17 protein-coding genes are annotated in these 18,553 nt (G+C 61.3%); 15 read left to right on the forward strand and 2 right to left on the reverse strand.

Annotated features, from left to right (window positions below):
- Positions 1 to 13 precede the first annotated feature (13 nt).
- A complete protein-coding gene (dinG, locus tag G9Q84_RS00240; protein ID WP_181642720.1) occupies positions 14 to 2,158 on the reverse strand; it encodes an ATP-dependent DNA helicase DinG in 2,145 nt (714 codons plus the stop codon).
- A gap of 99 nt (positions 2,159 to 2,257) precedes the next feature.
- Between dinG and G9Q84_RS00245 the strand changes: the two genes are divergently transcribed.
- Positions 2,258 to 2,722 carry a CopD family protein gene (locus G9Q84_RS00245; RefSeq protein ID WP_099601285.1) on the forward strand — a complete coding sequence of 155 codons (465 nt, stop codon included), beginning with the start codon at positions 2,258 to 2,260 and terminating at the stop codon, positions 2,720 to 2,722.
- Positions 2,723 to 2,798: 76 nt separating this feature from the next.
- Here G9Q84_RS00245 and G9Q84_RS00250 read toward each other — a convergent pair whose 3' ends face one another.
- Complete coding sequence (locus tag G9Q84_RS00250; RefSeq protein WP_032891600.1) at positions 2,799 to 3,557, reverse strand: hypothetical protein; 759 nt, start codon at positions 3,555 to 3,557, stop codon at positions 2,799 to 2,801.
- Positions 3,558 to 3,801: 244 nt separating this feature from the next.
- On the opposite strand from G9Q84_RS00250, the gene G9Q84_RS00255 reads away from it, so the two are divergent.
- The 14 genes from G9Q84_RS00255 (at position 3,802) to pdeM (ending at position 18,535) form a co-directional block, all read left to right on the forward strand.
- Positions 3,802 to 4,299, forward strand: a complete 498-nt coding sequence (locus tag G9Q84_RS00255; protein ID WP_181642721.1) for a DUF6231 family protein — start codon at positions 3,802 to 3,804, stop codon at positions 4,297 to 4,299.
- 4 nt (positions 4,300 to 4,303) lie between these two features.
- Positions 4,304 to 4,774 (forward strand): YchJ family protein, encoded by a 471-nt coding sequence (locus G9Q84_RS00260; RefSeq protein ID WP_179179434.1) that lies wholly within the window; start codon positions 4,304 to 4,306, stop codon positions 4,772 to 4,774.
- 19 nt (positions 4,775 to 4,793) lie between these two features.
- Entirely contained in the window at positions 4,794 to 5,276 is a 483-nt protein-coding gene (locus G9Q84_RS00265) for an LEA/WHy family protein (protein ID WP_032891606.1), read from the forward strand.
- Positions 5,273 to 5,485 carry an SEC-C metal-binding domain-containing protein gene (locus G9Q84_RS00270; RefSeq protein ID WP_099601284.1) on the forward strand — a complete coding sequence of 71 codons (213 nt, stop codon included), beginning with the start codon at positions 5,273 to 5,275 and terminating at the stop codon, positions 5,483 to 5,485. The genes G9Q84_RS00265 and G9Q84_RS00270 overlap by 4 nt, the downstream gene beginning before the upstream one ends.
- Before the next feature lie 180 nt (positions 5,486 to 5,665).
- Positions 5,666 to 8,107: a penicillin acylase family protein gene (locus G9Q84_RS00275; protein WP_181642722.1), complete on the forward strand. Its 2,442-nt coding sequence runs from the start codon at positions 5,666 to 5,668 to the stop codon at positions 8,105 to 8,107.
- 201 nt (positions 8,108 to 8,308) lie between these two features.
- Positions 8,309 to 9,313, forward strand: a complete 1,005-nt coding sequence (locus tag G9Q84_RS00280) for a ligase-associated DNA damage response exonuclease (RefSeq protein ID WP_181642723.1) — start codon at positions 8,309 to 8,311, stop codon at positions 9,311 to 9,313.
- Positions 9,310 to 10,944: an ATP-dependent DNA ligase gene (locus tag G9Q84_RS00285; protein ID WP_181642724.1), complete on the forward strand. Its 1,635-nt coding sequence runs from the start codon at positions 9,310 to 9,312 to the stop codon at positions 10,942 to 10,944. The genes G9Q84_RS00280 and G9Q84_RS00285 overlap by 4 nt, the downstream gene beginning before the upstream one ends.
- Positions 10,945 to 11,173: 229 nt before the next feature.
- A complete protein-coding gene (locus tag G9Q84_RS00290) occupies positions 11,174 to 11,953 on the forward strand; it encodes a transporter substrate-binding domain-containing protein (protein ID WP_032891615.1) in 780 nt (259 codons plus the stop codon).
- A 57-nt stretch (positions 11,954 to 12,010) separates the two neighbouring features.
- Positions 12,011 to 12,739 (forward strand): ABC transporter permease, encoded by a 729-nt coding sequence (locus G9Q84_RS00295; protein WP_032891617.1) that lies wholly within the window; start codon positions 12,011 to 12,013, stop codon positions 12,737 to 12,739.
- Positions 12,736 to 13,446, forward strand: coding sequence for an ABC transporter permease (locus G9Q84_RS00300; protein ID WP_032891620.1), 711 nt, complete (start codon positions 12,736 to 12,738; stop codon positions 13,444 to 13,446). The genes G9Q84_RS00295 and G9Q84_RS00300 overlap by 4 nt, the downstream gene beginning before the upstream one ends.
- Positions 13,447 to 13,455: 9 nt before the next feature.
- The gene (locus G9Q84_RS00305; RefSeq protein WP_032891623.1) at positions 13,456 to 14,574 is read left to right on the forward strand and encodes a succinylglutamate desuccinylase/aspartoacylase family protein; all 1,119 of its coding nucleotides are present in this window, start codon (positions 13,456 to 13,458) and stop codon (positions 14,572 to 14,574) included.
- 13 nt (positions 14,575 to 14,587) lie between these two features.
- A complete protein-coding gene (locus G9Q84_RS00310) occupies positions 14,588 to 15,352 on the forward strand; it encodes an ABC transporter ATP-binding protein (protein ID WP_032891624.1) in 765 nt (254 codons plus the stop codon).
- A 58-nt stretch (positions 15,353 to 15,410) separates the two neighbouring features.
- Positions 15,411 to 17,885: a ligase-associated DNA damage response DEXH box helicase gene (locus tag G9Q84_RS00315; protein ID WP_181642725.1), complete on the forward strand. Its 2,475-nt coding sequence runs from the start codon at positions 15,411 to 15,413 to the stop codon at positions 17,883 to 17,885.
- Positions 17,882 to 18,535, forward strand: coding sequence for a ligase-associated DNA damage response endonuclease PdeM (gene pdeM, locus G9Q84_RS00320; RefSeq protein ID WP_181642726.1), 654 nt, complete (start codon positions 17,882 to 17,884; stop codon positions 18,533 to 18,535). Before G9Q84_RS00315 ends, pdeM begins: the two co-directional genes overlap by 4 nt.
- Positions 18,536 to 18,553: the final 18 nt, after the last annotated feature.

An 18,553-nucleotide genomic window follows, 5' to 3' on the forward strand; every position in this document is an offset into this window, starting at 1 on the left:
CGCCCACAGTGGCTTAAGAAATTTCGCGCCGGAACGGCGGTAAAGCATTCAGGATAGCTTTGCCGTAGCGCTGGGTGACCAAACGACGGTCGAGCAAGGTGATGGTGCCGCGGTCTTCTTCCGTACGCAGCAACCGCCCGCAGGCCTGCACCAGCTTCAACGAAGCATCCGGCACCGAGATTTCCATGAACGGGTTACCGCCCCGCGCTTCGATCCATTCGGCCAACGCGGCCTCTACCGGATCATCCGGCACCGAGAACGGGATCTTGGCGATCACCACGTGCTCGCAGTACGCGCCCGGCAAGTCGACACCTTCGGCAAAGCTCGCCAGGCCGAACAATACGCTGGAGTCCCCGCCGTCGACGCGCGCCTTGTGCTTATTCAGGGTTTCCTGCTTGGACAGGTTGCCCTGGATAAACACCTGCTTGCGCCAGTCGCGGTCGAGGCCGTCGAACACGTCCTGCATCTGCTTGCGCGACGAGAACAGCACCAGCGTGCCCCGGGAGCCTTCGACCAAGCCCGGCAAGTCACGAATGATCGCGGCAGTGTGGGCCGGCGCGTCCCGAGGATCGGCCTTGAGGTCCGGCACCCGTAACACACCGGCGTCGGCGTGATGGAACGGGCTCGGCACCACGGCGGTGACGGCTTTTTTCGGCAGCCCGGCGCGCATGCGGAACCGGTCGAAAGTGCCCAGGGCCGTCAGCGTGGCGGAGGTGACGAGGCAGCCGTAGGCCACGTTCCACAGATTGCGCCGAAGCATTTCGGCGGCGAGGATCGGGCTGGCATTGACCTCAATATCAAACAGCGCGCCGCTTTCCGACAAGGTCAGCCAACGGGCCATGGGCGGGTTGTCTTCCGGGTCTTCGACGGTAAACGCGGTCCACAGCTCCCAGTTACCTTGGGAACGGGACAACAGGCTGCCGAACAGTGGGTACCACTCCTCGGCCTGGTTACTGGCGATGCCGATATTGACCTCGCCATCCATACCTTCCTTGAGCAAATCCGTGAGACGGGTAAACAGGTCAGTCAGGCGTGAAAAGCCTTTCTTCAGTTCAATGCCCATTTCGCGCATATGCTCGGGGATCATCCCGCCGACAAAGCGGTGACGTGGGCGCTCACGGCCCTCCACATCTTCGCCGGGCCTGAAGTCGGCGACCTGCTCGCAGGCGCTGAACATGAACTGCTGCTGGGTCTTGATCTCCCGCGCCAGCTCCGGCACCTGCTCAATCAGCTTGCCCAAGTCGCCGGGCAGCGGGTGCTGGGCGAGCAATTTGGTGAGGTTCTTCGCGGTGGTTTCCAGCCAGTCGGCGGTGGAACGCAGGCGCGTGTAGTGGGCGAAGTGGCCGATGGCCTTGTCGGGCAGGTGATGGCCTTCGTCGAACACATAGAGCGTGTCGCGAGGGTCCGGCAGGACGGCGCCGCCGCCCAGGGCCAGGTCGGCCAGGACCATGTCGTGGTTGGTGACGATTACGTCGACTTTGCCCATGCCCTCGCGCGCTTTGTAGAAAGCGCACTGACCGAAGTTCGGGCAATGGCGGTTAGTGCATTGGCTATGGTCGGTGGTCAGGCGTGCCCAGTCGGCGTCTTCAAGGGCGGTGGGCCAGCTGTCGCGGTCGCCGTCCCATTTATTGCCGGCCAGTTTCTCGATCATGCTGGTAAACAGTTTCTGGCTGACTTCATCAACCTCAATCTTGAAGCCTTCTTCTTCGAACAGCGACGCCGTGGCGGTCTGCGCGTGGCCTTCCTGCAGCAGCACGTCGAGCTTGGACAGGCACATGTAGCGGCCACGACCCTTAGCCAGGGCAAACGTGAAGTTCAGGCCGCTGTTGCGCATCAGGTCGGGCAGGTCTTTGTAGACGATCTGCTCTTGCAGGGCGACGGTAGCGGTGGCGATCACCAGGCGTTTGCCTGCGGCCTTGGCGGTCGGGATCGCAGCGAGGCTGTAGGCAACGGTCTTGCCGGTACCGGTGCCGGCTTCGACGGCCACGACCGCTGGGTCACCTTCGCGGCGACCTTCGTCGTCGGTGTCGATATCCCCGAGGACCTTGGCCACTTCGGCGATCATCAGGCGTTGGCCGTAGCGCGGTTTCAAGCTCTTGGCTTCGAGAAAACGCGAGTAGGCGCCCTGGATCGTGGTTTTGAGTTCAGTGCTGATCATGGATAGTCGGGCGCAAAAAACGCTGGATAAATTTTCAGTGGTTCGGATCGGCCGCTATCATACCCCGCTAATTAATCCCGCGCAGAACGGAGTACCACAATGACCGCGTTTAGCCTCGCTTACACCCTGCATGTATTGGCCGCCCTGGTATGGGTGGGCGGTATGTTTTTCGCCTGGATGATCCTGCGACCCGCCGCCATGGCGGCACTTGAGGGCCCTGCCCGACTCAAGTTGTGGGCAAATGTGTTTCAACGTTTTTTCGTGTGGGTATGGGTGGCGGTGCTGGTTTTGCCGATCAGCGGTGTGGGCCTGCTGCAACTGCGTTTCAGCGGGTTTGAGACTGCACCGCGTTACGTGCAGGTCATGATGGGCTTGTATCTGGTGATGACCGCGTTGTTTATCCGCATCCAGGCGTTGAAATTTCCGGAGTTGAAGGCGGCGGTGGCGGCTGAGGATTGGCCGGTGGGCGCGGCTGCGCTAGGGCAGATTCGCAAGTTAGTGGGGGTTAATCTGATTGTTGGGTTGGTGGTGGTCGCGATTGCTTCGGCTCGGCCGATGTTCTGAGACGACCTTTAGCCCGCTATCGGCAGCAAGCCCCCCACACCCGGAATGCATTTCAAGGTGGGAGGGGCTTGAAGTATCAGAGACGCTGAATAGTCACAGTCCCCGCAGGCCCAACCGGCCCCGGTTGTCCTTCCAAACCAGGACGGCCCTTTTCGCCGCCATCGGCGCGATACACCAGGCAGCCTTTGGATTCCCCGCCTTTGCCCGGTTTGCCCGCTGTACCCGCCAGCCCGCCAGCGCCGCCGTCCACCCAGACCTTGATATGTTCAGCCGGGAAGTCCTTAGGCAACTCCACGCGTACCTGCGCACCCGCGCCCCCCGGCAGGCCATCACCGCCATTATCACCATTGAAACCGCGCCCGGCTGAGCCCCATGTGCAACCCGGATCCACACCATTGGCACCATCAAGCCCGGCATAACCCTGAGCACCGGCGCCGCCACGGGCATCCACCGACAGCTCTTCAGCCGCCAGCGAATTGATGCGCAAGGTCAGGTCTCGACCGGCTTTCGCAGGTTTTTCATGGGTGCCTGGCGCGCCGCGCGAGGTGATCTGGCTGCCATGTTCCAGTTGCGCATGACCCACCTGCAATTGCAGTCCGACAGCGCCGGGGACAATGGCGATACGTGCATCGCGCCCCAAATGCAGCTCATCGACGGTGACCTGGCTGATGGTCGAGGGGATCAGCAAGGTGCCGTAGTCCGCCACTTCCAAGCGTTCCAGCTGCAACACACTGGTGCTGCTGGGCAGGCGCATCAACGAGTTGGTTTCGACACTGACGCTCTGGGCCAGGGCAACGGGGCTGGCCAACAGAGCCAACAGAAAAACCTTACGCATCATGGGGCTCCTGAGTGTTTTCAAATTTTTCTTTGATCGCACAGTAACGACTTCTACAGGCGATTTGCCAGTGAAGGTTCAAAAAACTTGAAAGGGCGGCGATTAAAGAGAGGATCTGTGCCGCGGTACCCCATCCCCGCATTCATTGAGGATGAACATAAAAGTAGGACTTTTCGCCATCACCTGCTCTAGGCCCACACGCTCAGCCGCGCTAGTCTCTACGGTCCTGATGTGAGGATCTCTGATGACCGCTGGTTTTTCTGCCCGTACCCCCCAGCAAGCCCTGGCCGCATTGCTCGATCTGCACCAGCCCAAACGCCTGTTGCTGTTGGGTGCCAGCCAGTTCCCGGCGCTGGATGCCTTTAAGGAAGCGCATCCCGACACCCAAGTGTTTGTGGCAACGCCTGGGCCGTTGCCCGCAGAGCTGGCCGCGCTGCGCTTTGACCTGGCATTGGTGGTCGATTGCCTGGAGCACCTGTCAAAACCTCAAGGCCTGACCCTGCTCGGCGGGATTCGCAACCTCAACGCCAGCCGCATTGCGGTGCTGGTGGATCTGGGCGCCTGCGACTGGAAGGACACAGACTTCTTCTCTCTGGCCCTGCAGGCCGGCGAACGCTTCCAGCGCGATGAGCAGGTGCTGACGCTGTTTACCTACGATCTGCTTGACTATAAACAGGTGCCGGACTGGCTCAATGCCCGCTTCTGGGCCAACCCGGAAAATTTCGGTAAGTATTGGTGGTAACCCAATGAGTACATCCATTTGTCCCTGCGGCAGTGGCAACCTGCTGGATGCCTGCTGCGGTCATTATCACGCCGGTCACCCGGCGCCCTGCGCCAGCGCGTTGATGCGCTCGCGCTACAGCGCCTATGTGCTGGGCCTGGTGGACTATTTGGTGGCGACCACATTGCCCGCGCAACAGGCGGGTTTGGATCGCGAATCCATCAGCGCCTGGAGTGCCCAGAGCACCTGGCTCGGCCTTGAGGTGGAAAGCTCGGAGGTGTTCGGCGGCCAGCCGGAACATGCCTTCGTGACCTTTACAGCGCGCTGGCACGACAGCACCGGCGAACATAGCCACCGCGAACAGTCTTCTTTCGTACAGAATGACGGGCACTGGTACTTCATCGATCCGACGGTGGAGGTGAAGGCTGGGCGCAATGACGCGTGCCTGTGCGGCAGCGGGCAAAAATTCAAGAAGTGCTGCTCCAGCTACTTCTAACCACAATAGGACCAACGCCATGCTCCGGATCTACAGCTTGATGCTGGCGTTAATCTTCGGTCTAAGCGGCTGTGCGTCGTGGTTCGAGGACGACGCGCCGCCGCCCCACGTCTCTCTGGTTAAGGTCGAAGTGGTGCGGGCCAAGTTGCTGGAACAGAAATTCAAACTGTACTTTCGCGTAGACAACCGCGACGACGCCGACCTGACCGTGCGCGGCCTGATCTACAAGGTCACCCTGGATGATTTTGTGCTGACCGAAGGCGAGTCCAACGAATGGCTCACCGTGCCGCCCCGAAGCCATGCGTTTTTCAAAGTTTCCGTACGCACCAACCTCTGGCCGCAGATACGCAGTGTCGTGCAGCTGTTGAAAAAACCCGACCAACCCGTGCCCTATCGCTTGGAAGGCGAGCTCAAAACCGGATTATTCATCGGTTATGACGTGCAGGTGGCCCACAATGGCGTGATAATCCCCGGCGATTTTATTCCGGAGCGACATCAATGACTCAGCAACCCCATGTCCATGGTCCTGACTGCAACCACGATCACGATCACCATGATCACGACCACGGCCACGATCACGGCCATGTCCACGGCCCGAACTGCGGCCACGCTCATCAAGAGCCAGTGCGCAACGCGTTGAAGGACGTTGGCCGCAACGATCCTTGCCCATGCGGCAGCGAGAAAAAATTCAAGAAGTGCCACGGGGCGTAAGCTCGATACTGTAATAGGCGCCCGGCGACGGTTCGGGCATATGAATGGGCACGGAAGGCCAATCCGCCCAAGTCCTCTTGGGCCGTTCATGAAAATAAGGCTGAGCTCCTGCTTGCGTCGGTTCGCCGCGCTCACTAACGTAGCGCCTTTACTGACGCTACCCCCCGCAGGAGCTTTGCCATGGCCTCGCCAGCCCTCTCACATTTTCTCCCCCGGTTCGGCGTTGCCGCGGCAGTGGCCAGTGCATTAAGCCTGGCCGGTTGCCAGCTCCAGAGCACCCAGGACACCTTGCCGCCCGTTGCGGGCGTACAGCCGATCAAAGGCCTGGCACAAAACGTGTCGGTGCGCCGCAATGCCCAAGGCATGCCGCTGATCGAAAGCAACACATTCCACGACGCACTGTTCAGCCTTGGGTATGTGCACGCCAGTGACCGCATCACCCAGATGGTCACCCTGCGCCTGCTGGCCCAAGGCCGTCTGGCAGAAATGTCCGGCCCAGAGGTGTTGGATGTCGACCGCTTCATGCGTGCGGTCAACCTGAAAAAAAGCGCCGGCGAGCTGTACAACGCCTCATCGCCGCGCCTCAAGCGCTTCTTCGAAGTGTATGCCCGTGGCGTCAACGCCTACCTGTTCCGCTACCGCGACAAGCTGCCGCCGGACCTGGCCCAGACCGGCTACAAGCCCGAATACTGGAAGCCGGAAGATTCGGCGCTGTTGTTCTGCCTGCTGAATTTCAGCGAGTCGGCCAACCTGCAAGAAGAGCTCGCCTCTCTGGTGCTCGCGCAAAAAGTCGGCGTCGACAAACTCGCCTGGCTTACCCCAAGCGCACCGGATGAGCCAATCCCACTGGCCGAAGCCGAGAAGCTCAAGGGCGTGAACTTCAGCCAGATCACCGGCCTGGCGGGGCTGGACACCGTCAGCCAGCAACTGGGCAGCCTCAATGCCCTGGCCGTGACCACGTCGAGCAACTGGGCCATCGGCCCGCAGCGCAGCCGCAGTGGCAAGAGCCTGCTGGCCAACGATCTCGCCGCCCAACCGCAAGCACCGTCGCCATGGAGCTACGTGCAGATTCGCGCCCCGAAATACCAGGCCGTCGGCGCCTCGATTGCCGGCTTGCCAACGCTGCTCTCCGGGTTCAACGGCAAAGTCGCGTGGAGCATGAGCACGGTCAAGGGCGATACCCAGGACCTGTTCCTGGAAAAGGTCAAACGCCAAGGCAACGCGCTGTACTACGAGAACAACGGCAAATGGCTGCCGGCCGGCGTGCGGAATGAAACCTTCTTCGTCAAAGGCCAGCGCTCGACTCGCGAAGTTGTCTACGAAACCCGTCACGGCGCCCTGCTCAACAGCAGCCAGGCGCTCACAAGCGGTCTGGGCCTGGCGTTGCAAACAGCCGACTTTAAAGACGACAAGAGCCTGGATGCGTTCTTCGACCTGTCCCGCGCGCAAAACGTCGCCAAAGCCTCGGATGCGACCCGCGAGATTCGCGCCATTGCCTTAAACATGGTGTTCGCCGACGCCACCAATATCGGCTGGCAGGTCACCGGCCGCTTCCCCAACCGCCGCGAAGGCGAGGGTCTGCTGCCGTCGCCAGGCTGGGATACGCGTTTTGACTGGGACGGCTACGCCGACGCGATGCTGCATCCTTATGACCAGGACCCGGCCCAAGGCTGGATCGGCACCGCCAACCAGCGCACCGCGCCGCGTGGCTATGGCATGCAGTTGTCCAACTCCTGGGACGCCCCGGAGCGCAGCGAGCGCCTGGCGCAATTGGCCAATGCCGGCAAGCACGACAGTCGTAGCATGATCGCCATGCAATACGACCAGACCACCACGTTCGCCGCCAAGCTCAAGACCATGTTCCAGGCTCCGGGCATGGCCCAGCCGCTGAAACAGGCGATTGATGGGTTGCCTGCGGCCGAACAGACTAAAGCGCGTGAAGCGCTGAATCGCCTGATGGCCTTCGACGGTCGCCTCGTCGCGACATCCGCCGACGCGGCCCTCTATGAGTTATTCCTGCAGGAAAGTACCAAGCAGATCTTCCTCGACGAACTCGGCCCGGAAAACAGCGCCAGTTGGAAAGCGTTTGTCAGCAACGCCAACCTCTCCTACGCCGCCCAGGCCGACCACTTGCTGAGCCGCGAAGACAGCCCGTTCTGGGACGACGTGCGCACACCGCAGAAAGAAGACAAACCGGCGATCCTGGCCCGCAGCCTCGCGGCCGCGATCACCGCGGGCGACAACCAGCTGGGCGCCGATCACAAGGCCTGGCAGTGGGGCAAGCTGCACATCACCACCTGGAAGAACACTGCTGGCCAAGTCATTCGCGGCCCGTTGGCGTCCGGCGGTGACCACAACACCTTGAATCCGGCGCCGTATAGCTGGGGCCAGGATTTCAACACCACTCAAGTCCCGGCGCTGCGCATGATCGTCGACTTCGGCCAGGTGGAACCGATGATGGGCCAGGGCGGCATCGGCCAATCCGGCAATCCCGCCAGCCCGAGCTACGCCAATGGCATCGACCCGTCGCTCAAGGCGCAATACCTGAGCTTCCCGATGCAGCCGCAGAACTTTGAGAAGGTCTATGGGAAAGCTCGGTTGACCCTGACTCCAGGCAAATAAACCAGCTTTCTCCTGAAGAAACCGGGTCAAAATGTGGGAGGGTGCTTGCTCCCGATAGCAGTGGGTCAGCCAATACAAATTTGACTGATCCACCGCCATCGGGAGCAAGCACCCTCCCACATTTGGCTCTCTGCATTTAGATAGAACTTCTCCAGGTTCATTCTCCTCCTACTGATAAGCCCATCGCCCACGGCACACCCCATGGACCTTGTCATCGCCCGCCCTGAAGGTCTCTACTGCCCCGCCGGTGATTTCTACATCGACCCTTGGCGCCCGGTAGAAAGCTCCGTCATCACCCACGCCCACGGCGACCACGCCCGCACCGGCAACCAGCATTACCTGGCCGCCGCGCCCGGCGAAGGCATCCTGCGCTCGCGCCTGGGACAGGACATCAACCTGCAAACCCTGGCTTACGGCGAGAAACTGCAGCATCACGGCGTGACGTTGAGTTTCCATCCGGCCGGGCATGTGCTCGGCTCAGCCCAGGTGCGCCTGGAATACCAAGGTGAAGTCTGGGTGGCGTCTGGCGATTACAAAGTCGAGCCTGATGGCACCTGCGCGCCCTTCGAACCGGTGCGTTGCCACACCTTTATCACCGAATCCACCTTTGGCCTGCCGATCTACCGGTGGCAGCCCCAGGCGCAGATTTTTGCCGGGATCAACGATTGGTGGCAGGCCAATATCACTGCCGGCAAGGCCAGCGTGTTGTACTGCTATTCCTTCGGCAAAGCCCAGCGCATCCTGCATGGCATCGACGCCAGCATCGGCCCGATCCTCAGCCACGGCGCAGTCGAACCGCTGAACCGGGTGTACCGCGAGGCCGGCGTCTACATTCCCGAGACGCTCTACGCCGGTGACTTCACCAAGACCGACCCGCTGCTGCGCCAAGCCCTGATCATTGCCCCGCCCTCCGCCGGCGGCAGCAGTTGGATCAAGCGTTTCGGCGACTACAGCGACGCGTTCGCCAGCGGCTGGATGCGCCTGCGCGGCACACGGCGGCGGCGCGGTGTGGACCGAGGTTTTGTGCTCTCGGACCACGCCGACTGGCCCGGTTTGTTGTGGGCCATCGAACAAACCGGCGCGGAACGGGTGATGGTGACCCACGGCTCAGTCGGCGTATTGGTGCGCCACTTGCGGGAAAAAGGCCTGGACGCCCAGGGTTTCACCACCGAGTACGGTGACGACGAAGAAGAGGTCAGCGCATGAAGGCCTTCGCCGAGCTGTACGCCAACCTCGACGCCACCACTTCCAGTAACGCCAAGCTCGCGGCCCTGCAAGCCTACGTCCTGAAGGCGCCGCCTGAGGATGCGGCATGGGCAGTGTATTTCCTGTCCGGCGGACGCCCTCGACAACTGGTGCCGACGCGCCTGCTGCGGGACATGGCCACCGAAGCGTCCGGCATCGAGCCTTGGCTGTTCGAAGAGAGCTATCAGTCGGTGGGAGACCTGGCCGAAACGATTTCCCTGCTGCTGCCGGAATCAACCTACACCTCAGAAGACGGCCTTGCCGTATGGCTGGAAGAAAAACTCCTGCCCTTGCGCGGCCTCTCACCTCAGGACCTGGCAGAGCGCCTGCCAGCGTTATGGGCACAGCTGGATCAACCGAGCCTGATGGTGTGCATCAAATTGATCACCGGCAGCTTTCGTGTGGGCGTCTCCAAATTGCTGGTCACCCGCGCCCTTGCCGCCATGGCCGGGCTGGACAGCAAACGCGTGGCCCAGCGGCTGGTGGGCTACACCGATCTGTCCAACCGCCCGACACCCCAGGGCTACCTCAAACTGATCGCCGCAGAATCGTCCGACGAACATGCGCAACGCGGCGGTCAGCCGTATCCGTTTTTTCTTGCTCACGGGTTGTCGCAGCCGGTAGAGCAATTCGATGCATTGCTTGGCTCCCCAGCCGACTGGCAGGTGGAGTGGAAGTGGGACGGCATTCGAGCGCAAGTGGTCAAGCGCGAGGGGCGCCTGTGGGTCTGGTCCAGGGGTGAAGAATTGGTGACTGACCGTTTTCCCGAACTCCACAGCCTGGTAAGTGGCCTGCCCGATGGCACGGTGATCGACGGCGAAATCGTGGTGTGGAAAGACTCAGTGCAACCCTTCGCTCTGTTGCAGCAGCGTATCGGTCGCAAGACCCTGAGCAAAAAAGTCCTTGAGGATGCGCCGGTGGCGGTGCTGGCCTACGACCTGCTGGAACATGCGGGCGACGACTGGCGCAACCACACCCAGGCCGAGCGCCGCGCACAGTTGGAACAGGTGATTGCTGGGTGCAACCAACCGGTATTGCAGCCCTCACCGCTGCTGACGGGTGCAACTTGGCAGGACCTTGCGCAGCAACGCGAAGCCTCCCGCAGCCTCGGCGTCGAGGGCATGATGCTCAAGAATCGCCAAGGCCTGTATGGCGTCGGCCGCACCAAGGACATGGGCCTGTGGTGGAAGTGGAAAGTCGACCCGTTCAGCGTCGACGCCGTGTTGATCTACGCCCAGCGCGGCCATGGCCGGCGCGCCAGCCTCTACAGCGACTACACCTTTGCCGTGTGGGACGGCCCGCCCGGCAGCGAGCGCAGCCTGGTGCCGTTTGCCAAGGCCTATTCCGGACTGACCGACGAGGAGATGCGCAAGGTCGACGCGATTGTGCGCAAGACTACGGTGGAGAAGTTCGGCCCGGTCAGCAGCGTCACGCCAAGTATGGTGTTCGAGCTGGGGTTTGAGGGGATCGCCCTGTCCAAGCGGCATAAAAGCGGGATTGCGGTGCGCTTTCCGCGGATGTTGCGGTGGCGCCAGGACAAGGCGGTAGAGGAAGCCGACAGCCTCGCCACTCTGCAAGATCTACTGGCCTGACGTTACGCCCGCTCTCAGGTTTTAATTTCCGTATGACTCGTAATGGTGCACTCATTTTCCGATGCCCACTTTCGGGCATCTCCTACACTCAAGATTCCCTCTTCCCACCTTTTAAAACGATCATTCGGAACTATGGTGCAGAAATTGCTACTTGTGTTCCGTCTGACACCGTTCAGTAACAGTCCTAAACGCGCCACAAGCGCTTATCTTGGTTTCCAGGGATTACATAATGAAAAAAGCATTGCTGACCCTTTCTGCACTGGCTCTGTGCATGGCCGCCGGTACCGCGCTGGCCAAGGAATACAAGGAATTGCGTTTTGGTGTCGATCCGTCCTACGCGCCCTTCGAATCCAAAGCTGCTGACGGCAGCCTTGTGGGCTTCGATATCGATCTGGGCAATGCCATCTGTGCCGAGCTGAAGGTCAAGTGCAAGTGGGTCGAAAGCGACTTCGACGGCATGATCCCAGGCCTGAAGGCCAACAAGTTCGACGGCGTGATCTCGTCCATGACCGTGACCCCGGTGCGTGAAAAGGCCATCGACTTCTCCAACGAGCTGTTCTCCGGCCCAACCTCGCTGGTGTTCAAGAAAGGCGCTGGCTTCTCGACACCTGAGTCGCTCAAGGGCAAGTCCGTGGGCTACGAGCAAGGCACCATCCAGGAAGCCTATGCCAAGGCTGTGCTGGACAAGGCCGGTGTGACCACCAAGGCCTACGCCAACCAGGACCAGGTTTATGCTGACCTGACTTCCGGCCGTCTCGACGCTTCCGTACAGGACATGCTGCAAGCCGAACTCGGTTTCCTGAAGTCGCCAGCCGGTGCCGGCTACGAAGTCAGCGCGGCTATTGACGACCCATTGCTGCCGTCGAAAACCGCGATCGGTATCAAAAAAGGTAACACTGAACTCAAGGCGCTTTTGGATAAAGGTATCAAAGCGTTACACGATGATGGCACCTACGCCACTATCCAGAAGAAACACTTTGGCGATCTGAACCTGTACAGCGGCAAATAATGCCCGGGGCGCCCCTCCAGTGGAGGGGCGCTTTTTTATCGCCATAGGTCCTGATTTATGTTCGAAGATCTGTTGCAAACCCTCGGGCTGAGCGCGTTCAGCTTGAAGGGTTTCGGCCCGCTGTTGCTGCAAGGCACCTGGATGACCCTCAAGTTGTCGGTGTTGTCCCTGGCCGTCAGCGTGTTGCTGGGCCTGCTCGGCGCCAGCGCCAAACTCTCCAGCCTGCCCTTCCTGCGCATTCCCGCCCAGCTCTACACCACGTTGATCCGTGGCGTACCCGACTTGGTGCTGATGCTGCTGATTTTTTACAGCCTGCAAACCTGGCTGACCGGCCTGACCGACTTTATGGAATGGGAATACATCGAGATCGACCCATTCAGCGCCGGGGTGATCACCCTGGGCTTTATCTACGGTGCCTACTTCACCGAGACCTTTCGCGGCGCGATCCTCGCCGTGCCCCGTGGCCAGTTGGAAGCCGCCACTGCCTATGGGCTCAAGCGCGGGCAACGCTTTCGCTACGTGACCTTCCCGCAGATGATGCGCTTCGCCCTGCCGGGCATCGGCAATAACTGGATGGTGATGCTCAAGGCCACCGCGCTGGTATCGATCATCGGCTTGGCGGACTTGGTCAAGGCGGCCCAGGACGCGGGTAAAAGCACTTATCAGTTGTTTTATTTCCTGGTGCTGGCCGCGCTGATCTACCTGGTGATCACCAGCGTCTCCAACTTTGTCTTGCGCCGTCTTGAACGTCGCTACTCCGCAGGCTCCCGGGAGGCGGTGCGATGATCGAACTCTTGCAGGAATACTGGCGCCCGTTCCTTTACAGCGACGGCCAACACATTACTGGCCTGGCCATGACCATGTGGTTGCTCAGCGCCGCACTGGTGATCGGCTTTCTAGTGTCGATCCCGCTGTCCATCGCCCGCGTGTCGCGCAACCCGCTGGTACGCTGGCCGGTGCAGTTCTACACCTACCTGTTTCGTGGCACACCGCTCTATATTCAGTTGCTGATCTGCTACACCGGCATCTACAGCATCGCCGCCGTGCGCGAACAACCGGTACTGGATGCGTTCTTTCGCGATGCAATGAACTGCACGATCCTGGCCTTCGCCCTTAACACCTGCGCCTACACCACGGAGATTTTCGCCGGGTCCATCCGCAGCATGGCCCACGGCGAAGTCGAGGCGGCCAAGGCCTACGGGCTCAGCGGCTGGAAGCTGTACGCCTATGTGATCATGCCGTCCGCACTGCGCCGTTCGCTGCCGTACTACAGCAACGAAGTGATCCTGATGCTGCATTCGACCACCGTGGCGTTTACCGCGACGATTCCGGACATCCTCAAAGTGGCACGAGATGCCAACTCGGCGACCTTCATGACCTTTCAATCGTTCGGCATTGCCGCGCTGATCTACCTCGCCGTGACCTTTGCCCTGGTCGGCCTGTTTCGGCTGGCGGAACGTCGCTGGCTGGCCTTTCTCGGGCCGAGCCATTAAGGAGCCTTCATGCGTCATCAGCTACATGAACTGATTGCGCCGGTGCCAGGCACGGCGCGGCAAATCCACAGTTTCCACTTCGGCCCGCAGCAGGCCGCAGGCAAGGTTTACATCCAGTCGTCGCTGCATGCCGATGAGCTGCCCGGCATGCTGGTGGCCTGGCACTTGAAGATGCGCCTCGCCGAATTGGCGGCGGCTGGGCGGCTGTTGAGCGAGATCGTGTTGGTGCCCATCGCCAACCCGGTGGGCCTGGAACAGGTGTTGATGGATATCCCCCTGGGCCGCTACGAGTTGGAGAGCGGGCAGAACTTCAATCGCCTGTTTGTCGACCTCAGTGATGAGGTGGGCAACCAGGTCGAGGCGCTGCTCGGAGATGATCCGCAACACAATGTCGAACTGATTCGCGCCGCATTGAGCACCGCCTTGGCCGGGCAAACCGCCGCAACCCAGTTGCAGTCTCAACGACTGGTACTGCAGCGCCTGGCCTGCGACGCCGACATGGTGCTGGACCTGCATTGCGACTTCGAAGCCGTTGCGCACCTGTACACCACACCAGAGGCCTGGCCGCGGGTGGAGCCGTTGGCGCGCTATATAGGCTCGGAAGCCAACTTGCTGGCCACCGACTCCGGCGGGCAGTCTTTCGATGAGTGCTTCACCCTGGTCTGGTGGCAGTTGCAGCAACGTTTTGCCGGACGCTTTCCGATTCCCATGGGCAGCTTTTCGGTAACCGTCGAACTGCGCGGCCAGGGCGACGTCAACCACGGCCTGGCCAGCCTCGATTGCCAGGCGATCATCGATTACCTGATTCACTTCGGCGCAATTGCCGGCGACCCGGCACCGCTGCCCGACCTCCCCTACCCGGCCACGCCCCTAGCAGGCGTCGAACCCGTGGCGACGCCGGTGGGCGGCCTGTTGGTGTTCAGCGCCCTGCCCGGTGAATACCTGGAAGCCGGGCAACTGATCGCTGAGATCATCGACCCCATTACCGACCGCGTAACGCCCGTGCACTGCCACAACGCAGGCCTGCTTTACGCCCGTTCGCTACGCCGCATGGCCACTGCGGGGATGGTCATCGGCCATGTCGCAGGCTCAGAGGCCTACCGCAGCGGCTATCTACTTTCGCCTTGAGGATGCACGCCCCATGTACAAATTGACCGTTGAAGGCCTGCATAAAAGCTATGGCGACAATGAGGTGCTCAGAGGTGTCTCGCTCAAGGCCAAGACCGGAGATGTGATCAGCCTGATCGGCGCCAGCGGCTCGGGCAAAAGCACCTTTTTGCGCTGCATCAATTTCCTGGAAACCCCCAACGACGGCGCCATGACCCTCGACGGCAAACAGATCCGCATGGTCAACGACCGCCACGGCATGCGCGTGGCCGACGACGCCGAATTGCAGCGCCTGCGAACGCGGCTGGCGATGGTCTTCCAGCACTTCAACCTGTGGAGCCATATGAGCGTGCTGGAAAACATCACCATGGCCCCGCGCCGGGTATTGGGTTGCAGCAAGAAAGACGCCGAGGACCGTGCTCGCCGCTATCTGGACAAGGTCGGCCTGCCGGCGCGGGTGGCCGACCAGTACCCGGCGTTTCTCTCCGGTGGTCAGCAGCAACGCGTGGCGATCGCCCGCGCGTTGGCCATGGAGCCGGAAGTGATGCTGTTCGACGAACCCACCTCAGCCCTGGACCCGGAACTGGTGGGTGAAGTGTTGAAGGTGATCCAGGGGCTGGCTGAGGAAGGCCGCACCATGATCATGGTCACCCATGAGATGAGCTTTGCGCGCAAGGTGTCGAACCAAGTGCTGTTCCTGCACAAGGGCATGGTCGAAGAGCAAGGCGCGCCTGAGGATGTGTTGGGCAACCCGAAGAGCGAGCGCTTGCAGCAGTTCCTGAGTGGCAATCTGAAGTAAACCTTTGCGGTGCCGGGAGGGTCTGTGGGAATAGACCCTCCAGAGCGTCAGGCACCGCATGGCAAAACCCCACGACTTCGCCAAGACATGGTTCGCCGCCAAGGGCTGGAAGCCGTTCGACTTCCAGAAAGCGGTTTGGACGGCGGTCAAAGATGGCCAGTCAGGGCTGCTGCACGCCAGCACCGGCGCCGGTAAAACCTATGCGCTGTGGTTTGCCGCCCTCAATCGCTTCGCCAACATCCGCCCGCCTGCTACGGGCAAACGCAAACCGCCTGCCGAGCCCCTCACCGTCCTGTGGATCACGCCGATGCGTGCGCTGGCCGCCGACACGGCTCGCGCCCTTGAAGCGCCGCTGGCGACCTTGCAGATTCCCTGGAGTGTCGGCCTGCGCACGGGCGATACCAGCAGCAGCGAGCGCGCCCGGCAAACCCGCCGCCAACCCACCGCACTGATCACCACCCCGGAAAGCCTGACGCTGATGCTCGCCCGCGCCGACAGCGAGTCGAGCCTGGCGCACCTGCGCATGGTGGTGGTGGATGAATGGCATGAGCTGATCGGTAACAAGCGCGGCGTGCAGTTGCAATTGGCGTTGGCGAGGCTGCGGCGCTGGCATCCGGATCTGATGGTGTGGGGCATTTCGGCGACCCTGGGTAATCAGGCCCACGCGCTTGAGGTTTTGGTCCCACAAGGCGGTGCAATCAATGTGCAGGGGCAAACGGCCAAATCCCTAAAAGTCGACACCTTGTTGCCGCTGGTTACCGAGCGTTTTCCCTGGGCCGGGCATATCGGTTTGAAGATGTTGCCGCAGGTGGTCGCCGAGGTGGAGGCCAGCAGCAGTTGCCTGGTGTTTACCAATACGCGGGCGCAGTCTGAAATCTGGTACCAGGCCCTACTTGAGGCGCGGCCCGATTGGGCCGGGGTGATTGCCCTGCACCATGGTTCGTTGTCCCGGGAAACCCGCGATTGGGTAGAACGCGCCCTGAAAGACGGCCAGCTTAAAGCGGTGGTGTGCACTTCCAGCCTGGACCTTGGGGTGGATTTTTTACCGGTGGAGCGTGTGCTGCAGATCGGTTCGGCCAAAGGTATCGCCCGCCTGATGCAACGCGCCGGGCGCTCCGGCCACGCGCCGGGGCGACCGTCGAGGGTGACGCTGGTGCCGACCCACAGCCTGGAGCTGGTTGAGGCTGCGGCAGCCCAGGATGCAATTGCAGCTCGACGCATCGAAGCCCGCGAATCGCCCTACAAACCGTTGGATGTACTCGTACAACATTTGGTGAGCATGGCCTTGGGCGGTGGCTTTACACCGGATGCCTTGCTGGCGGAAGTGCGCGGCGCCTGGGCGTATCGCGACCTTACGGATGCGGACTGGGCCTGGGCGCTGGGATTTGTGCGCCATGGCGGCTTGTCGCTCACCGCTTATCCGGATTACCGCCGTGTGGAGCCCGACGAGCATGGCATCTGGCGCGTCCCCGACGCTCGGTTGGCGCGGCGCCATCGCATGAGCGTAGGCACCATTGTCAGCGACGCAAGTATCCAGCTGAAGTTCTGGAGCAAAGGCGGCGGCGGCAAGAATCTGGGCAGTGTTGAGGAAGGTTTTATCGCACGGCTCAAGCCCGGCGATGGTTTTTTGTTCGCCGGACGTCTGCTGGAGCTGGTGCGGGTAGAAAACATGACCGCTTACGTACGCCGCAGTACCGCAAAAAAGGCAGCCGTACCGCGCTGGAATGGCGGGCGTATGCCGCTTTCCAATGAACTGGCCCAGGCCGTGGTGGAGCGCTTTGACGCTGCGGCCCATGGGCGTTTCGAAGGCCCCGAGATGCGGGCGGTGCAACCGTTGTTGCAGGCGCAGTTGCGCTGGTCCGGCCTGCCGACACGGGAACACTTGTTGGCCGAAGTGCTGAAGTCCCGGGAGGGGTGGCATCTGTTTTTATACCCGTTTGCCGGGCGTCAGGTGCATTTGGGGTTGGCGAGTTTGCTCGCCTGGCGGGTCAGCCAAGGGCAGGCGGTGACCTTCTCGATTGCCGTCAATGACTATGGTCTGGAGCTACTGAGCGCCACACCGTTGGATTGGACAGTGTTGCTGAACGAGACCCTGCTTAGTCCGGCGAATTTGCTGACGGATGTAGCCGCCAGCCTGAATGCCGGGGAACTGGCGCTGCGGCGCTTTCGTGAAATCGCCCGTATCGCCGGGCTGGTGTTTGCCGGTTACCCCGGTGCGCCGAAAAGTACGCGGCAGGTGCAGGCGTCCAGTGGATTGTTCTTTGAAGTGTTCAAGCAATATGACCCGCAAAACCTGTTGCTGGCCCAGGCAGGGGAAGAAGTCCTGCGTGACGAGTTGGATATTCGCCGACTCGAAGAGACCTTGCTTCGGTTATCGGCGCTGAAAATGGATGTGTATGTGATCGAACGTCCAACGCCCCTGGCGTTCCCGCTGCTGGTGGAGCGGATGCGCGAAAGCATGAGTTCGGAAAAACTTTCAGAGCGCATTGCGCGGATGGTCAAGGACTTGGAAAAAGTTGCGGAGAAACGATGACGCATTACTCGGTGACGCTTGGGGGCGAAGAGCTGTGGTTGCTGGCGGAGAAAGCGGTTTACTGGCCTGCGCGCCAGTGCCTGTTGATTGCCGATGCGCACTTTGGCAAGGCATCGGCCTATCGAAGCCTGGGGCAACCGGTGCCACAAGGCACGACCTCCGACAATCTGCAACGATTGGACCGCGTGTTAAACGCCCTGCCGTGCGCGCAGGTGATCTTTCTCGGCGACTTTCTGCATGGTCCAGGCTCCCACGCCAGCGGCACGCTGAGCGCACTGAGAAGCTGGCGAGCGCGCCACAGCGACCTGGCGATGACCTTAATCCGCGGCAATCACGATAAACGCGCGGGTGACCCGCCTGCCGACTTGAGGATCGAAGTGGTTCCTGAACCCCTGCTGATGGGCCCATTCGCCCTGCAACACGAACCGGACGCCCATGCCAGCCACCTTGTGTTGGCGGGGCATGTGCACCCGGAGTATCGCTTGCGCGGCAAGGGCCGGCAAAGCCTACGCCTACCGTGCTTCCTGCTGAGCTCGAGCGTCAGCCTGTTGCCGGCGTTTGGCGCGTTTACGGGCGGATATACCGTGGAGCAAGACAATGATCACCAAATCTTTGTGATTGGCGACCGTCAGGTCTGGCCAGTTGGCTGAAACACCGACTGGCCTGGC

Source organism: Pseudomonas sivasensis, assembly GCF_013778505.1.
Classification (GTDB): Bacteria; Pseudomonadota; Gammaproteobacteria; order Pseudomonadales; family Pseudomonadaceae; genus Aquipseudomonas; species Aquipseudomonas sivasensis.

What these genes read in the sequence shown, in the direction of transcription:
- G9Q84_RS00315 (WP_181642725.1), top strand. Translation starts at nt 15,411, where the DNA reads ATGGCAAAACCCCACGACTTCGCCAAGACATGGTTCGCCGCCAAGGGC.
- G9Q84_RS00255 (WP_181642721.1), top strand. Translation starts at nt 3,802, where the DNA reads ATGACCGCTGGTTTTTCTGCCCGTACCCCCCAGCAAGCCCTGGCCGCA.
- G9Q84_RS00245 (WP_099601285.1), top strand. Translation starts at nt 2,258, where the DNA reads ATGACCGCGTTTAGCCTCGCTTACACCCTGCATGTATTGGCCGCCCTG.
- G9Q84_RS00275 (WP_181642722.1), top strand. Translation starts at nt 5,666, where the DNA reads ATGGCCTCGCCAGCCCTCTCACATTTTCTCCCCCGGTTCGGCGTTGCC.
- pdeM (WP_181642726.1), top strand. Translation starts at nt 17,882, where the DNA reads ATGACGCATTACTCGGTGACGCTTGGGGGCGAAGAGCTGTGGTTGCTG.
- G9Q84_RS00300 (WP_032891620.1), top strand. Translation starts at nt 12,736, where the DNA reads ATGATCGAACTCTTGCAGGAATACTGGCGCCCGTTCCTTTACAGCGAC.
- G9Q84_RS00250 (WP_032891600.1), bottom strand. Translation starts at nt 3,557, where the DNA reads ATGCGTAAGGTTTTTCTGTTGGCTCTGTTGGCCAGCCCCGTTGCCCTG.
- G9Q84_RS00285 (WP_181642724.1), top strand. Translation starts at nt 9,310, where the DNA reads ATGAAGGCCTTCGCCGAGCTGTACGCCAACCTCGACGCCACCACTTCC.
- G9Q84_RS00260 (WP_179179434.1), top strand. Translation starts at nt 4,304, where the DNA reads ATGAGTACATCCATTTGTCCCTGCGGCAGTGGCAACCTGCTGGATGCC.
- G9Q84_RS00305 (WP_032891623.1), top strand. Translation starts at nt 13,456, where the DNA reads ATGCGTCATCAGCTACATGAACTGATTGCGCCGGTGCCAGGCACGGCG.
- G9Q84_RS00310 (WP_032891624.1), top strand. Translation starts at nt 14,588, where the DNA reads ATGTACAAATTGACCGTTGAAGGCCTGCATAAAAGCTATGGCGACAAT.
- G9Q84_RS00280 (WP_181642723.1), top strand. Translation starts at nt 8,309, where the DNA reads ATGGACCTTGTCATCGCCCGCCCTGAAGGTCTCTACTGCCCCGCCGGT.
- G9Q84_RS00265 (WP_032891606.1), top strand. Translation starts at nt 4,794, where the DNA reads ATGCTCCGGATCTACAGCTTGATGCTGGCGTTAATCTTCGGTCTAAGC.
- dinG (WP_181642720.1), bottom strand. Translation starts at nt 2,158, where the DNA reads ATGATCAGCACTGAACTCAAAACCACGATCCAGGGCGCCTACTCGCGT.
- G9Q84_RS00295 (WP_032891617.1), top strand. Translation starts at nt 12,011, where the DNA reads ATGTTCGAAGATCTGTTGCAAACCCTCGGGCTGAGCGCGTTCAGCTTG.
- G9Q84_RS00290 (WP_032891615.1), top strand. Translation starts at nt 11,174, where the DNA reads ATGAAAAAAGCATTGCTGACCCTTTCTGCACTGGCTCTGTGCATGGCC.
- G9Q84_RS00270 (WP_099601284.1), top strand. Translation starts at nt 5,273, where the DNA reads ATGACTCAGCAACCCCATGTCCATGGTCCTGACTGCAACCACGATCAC.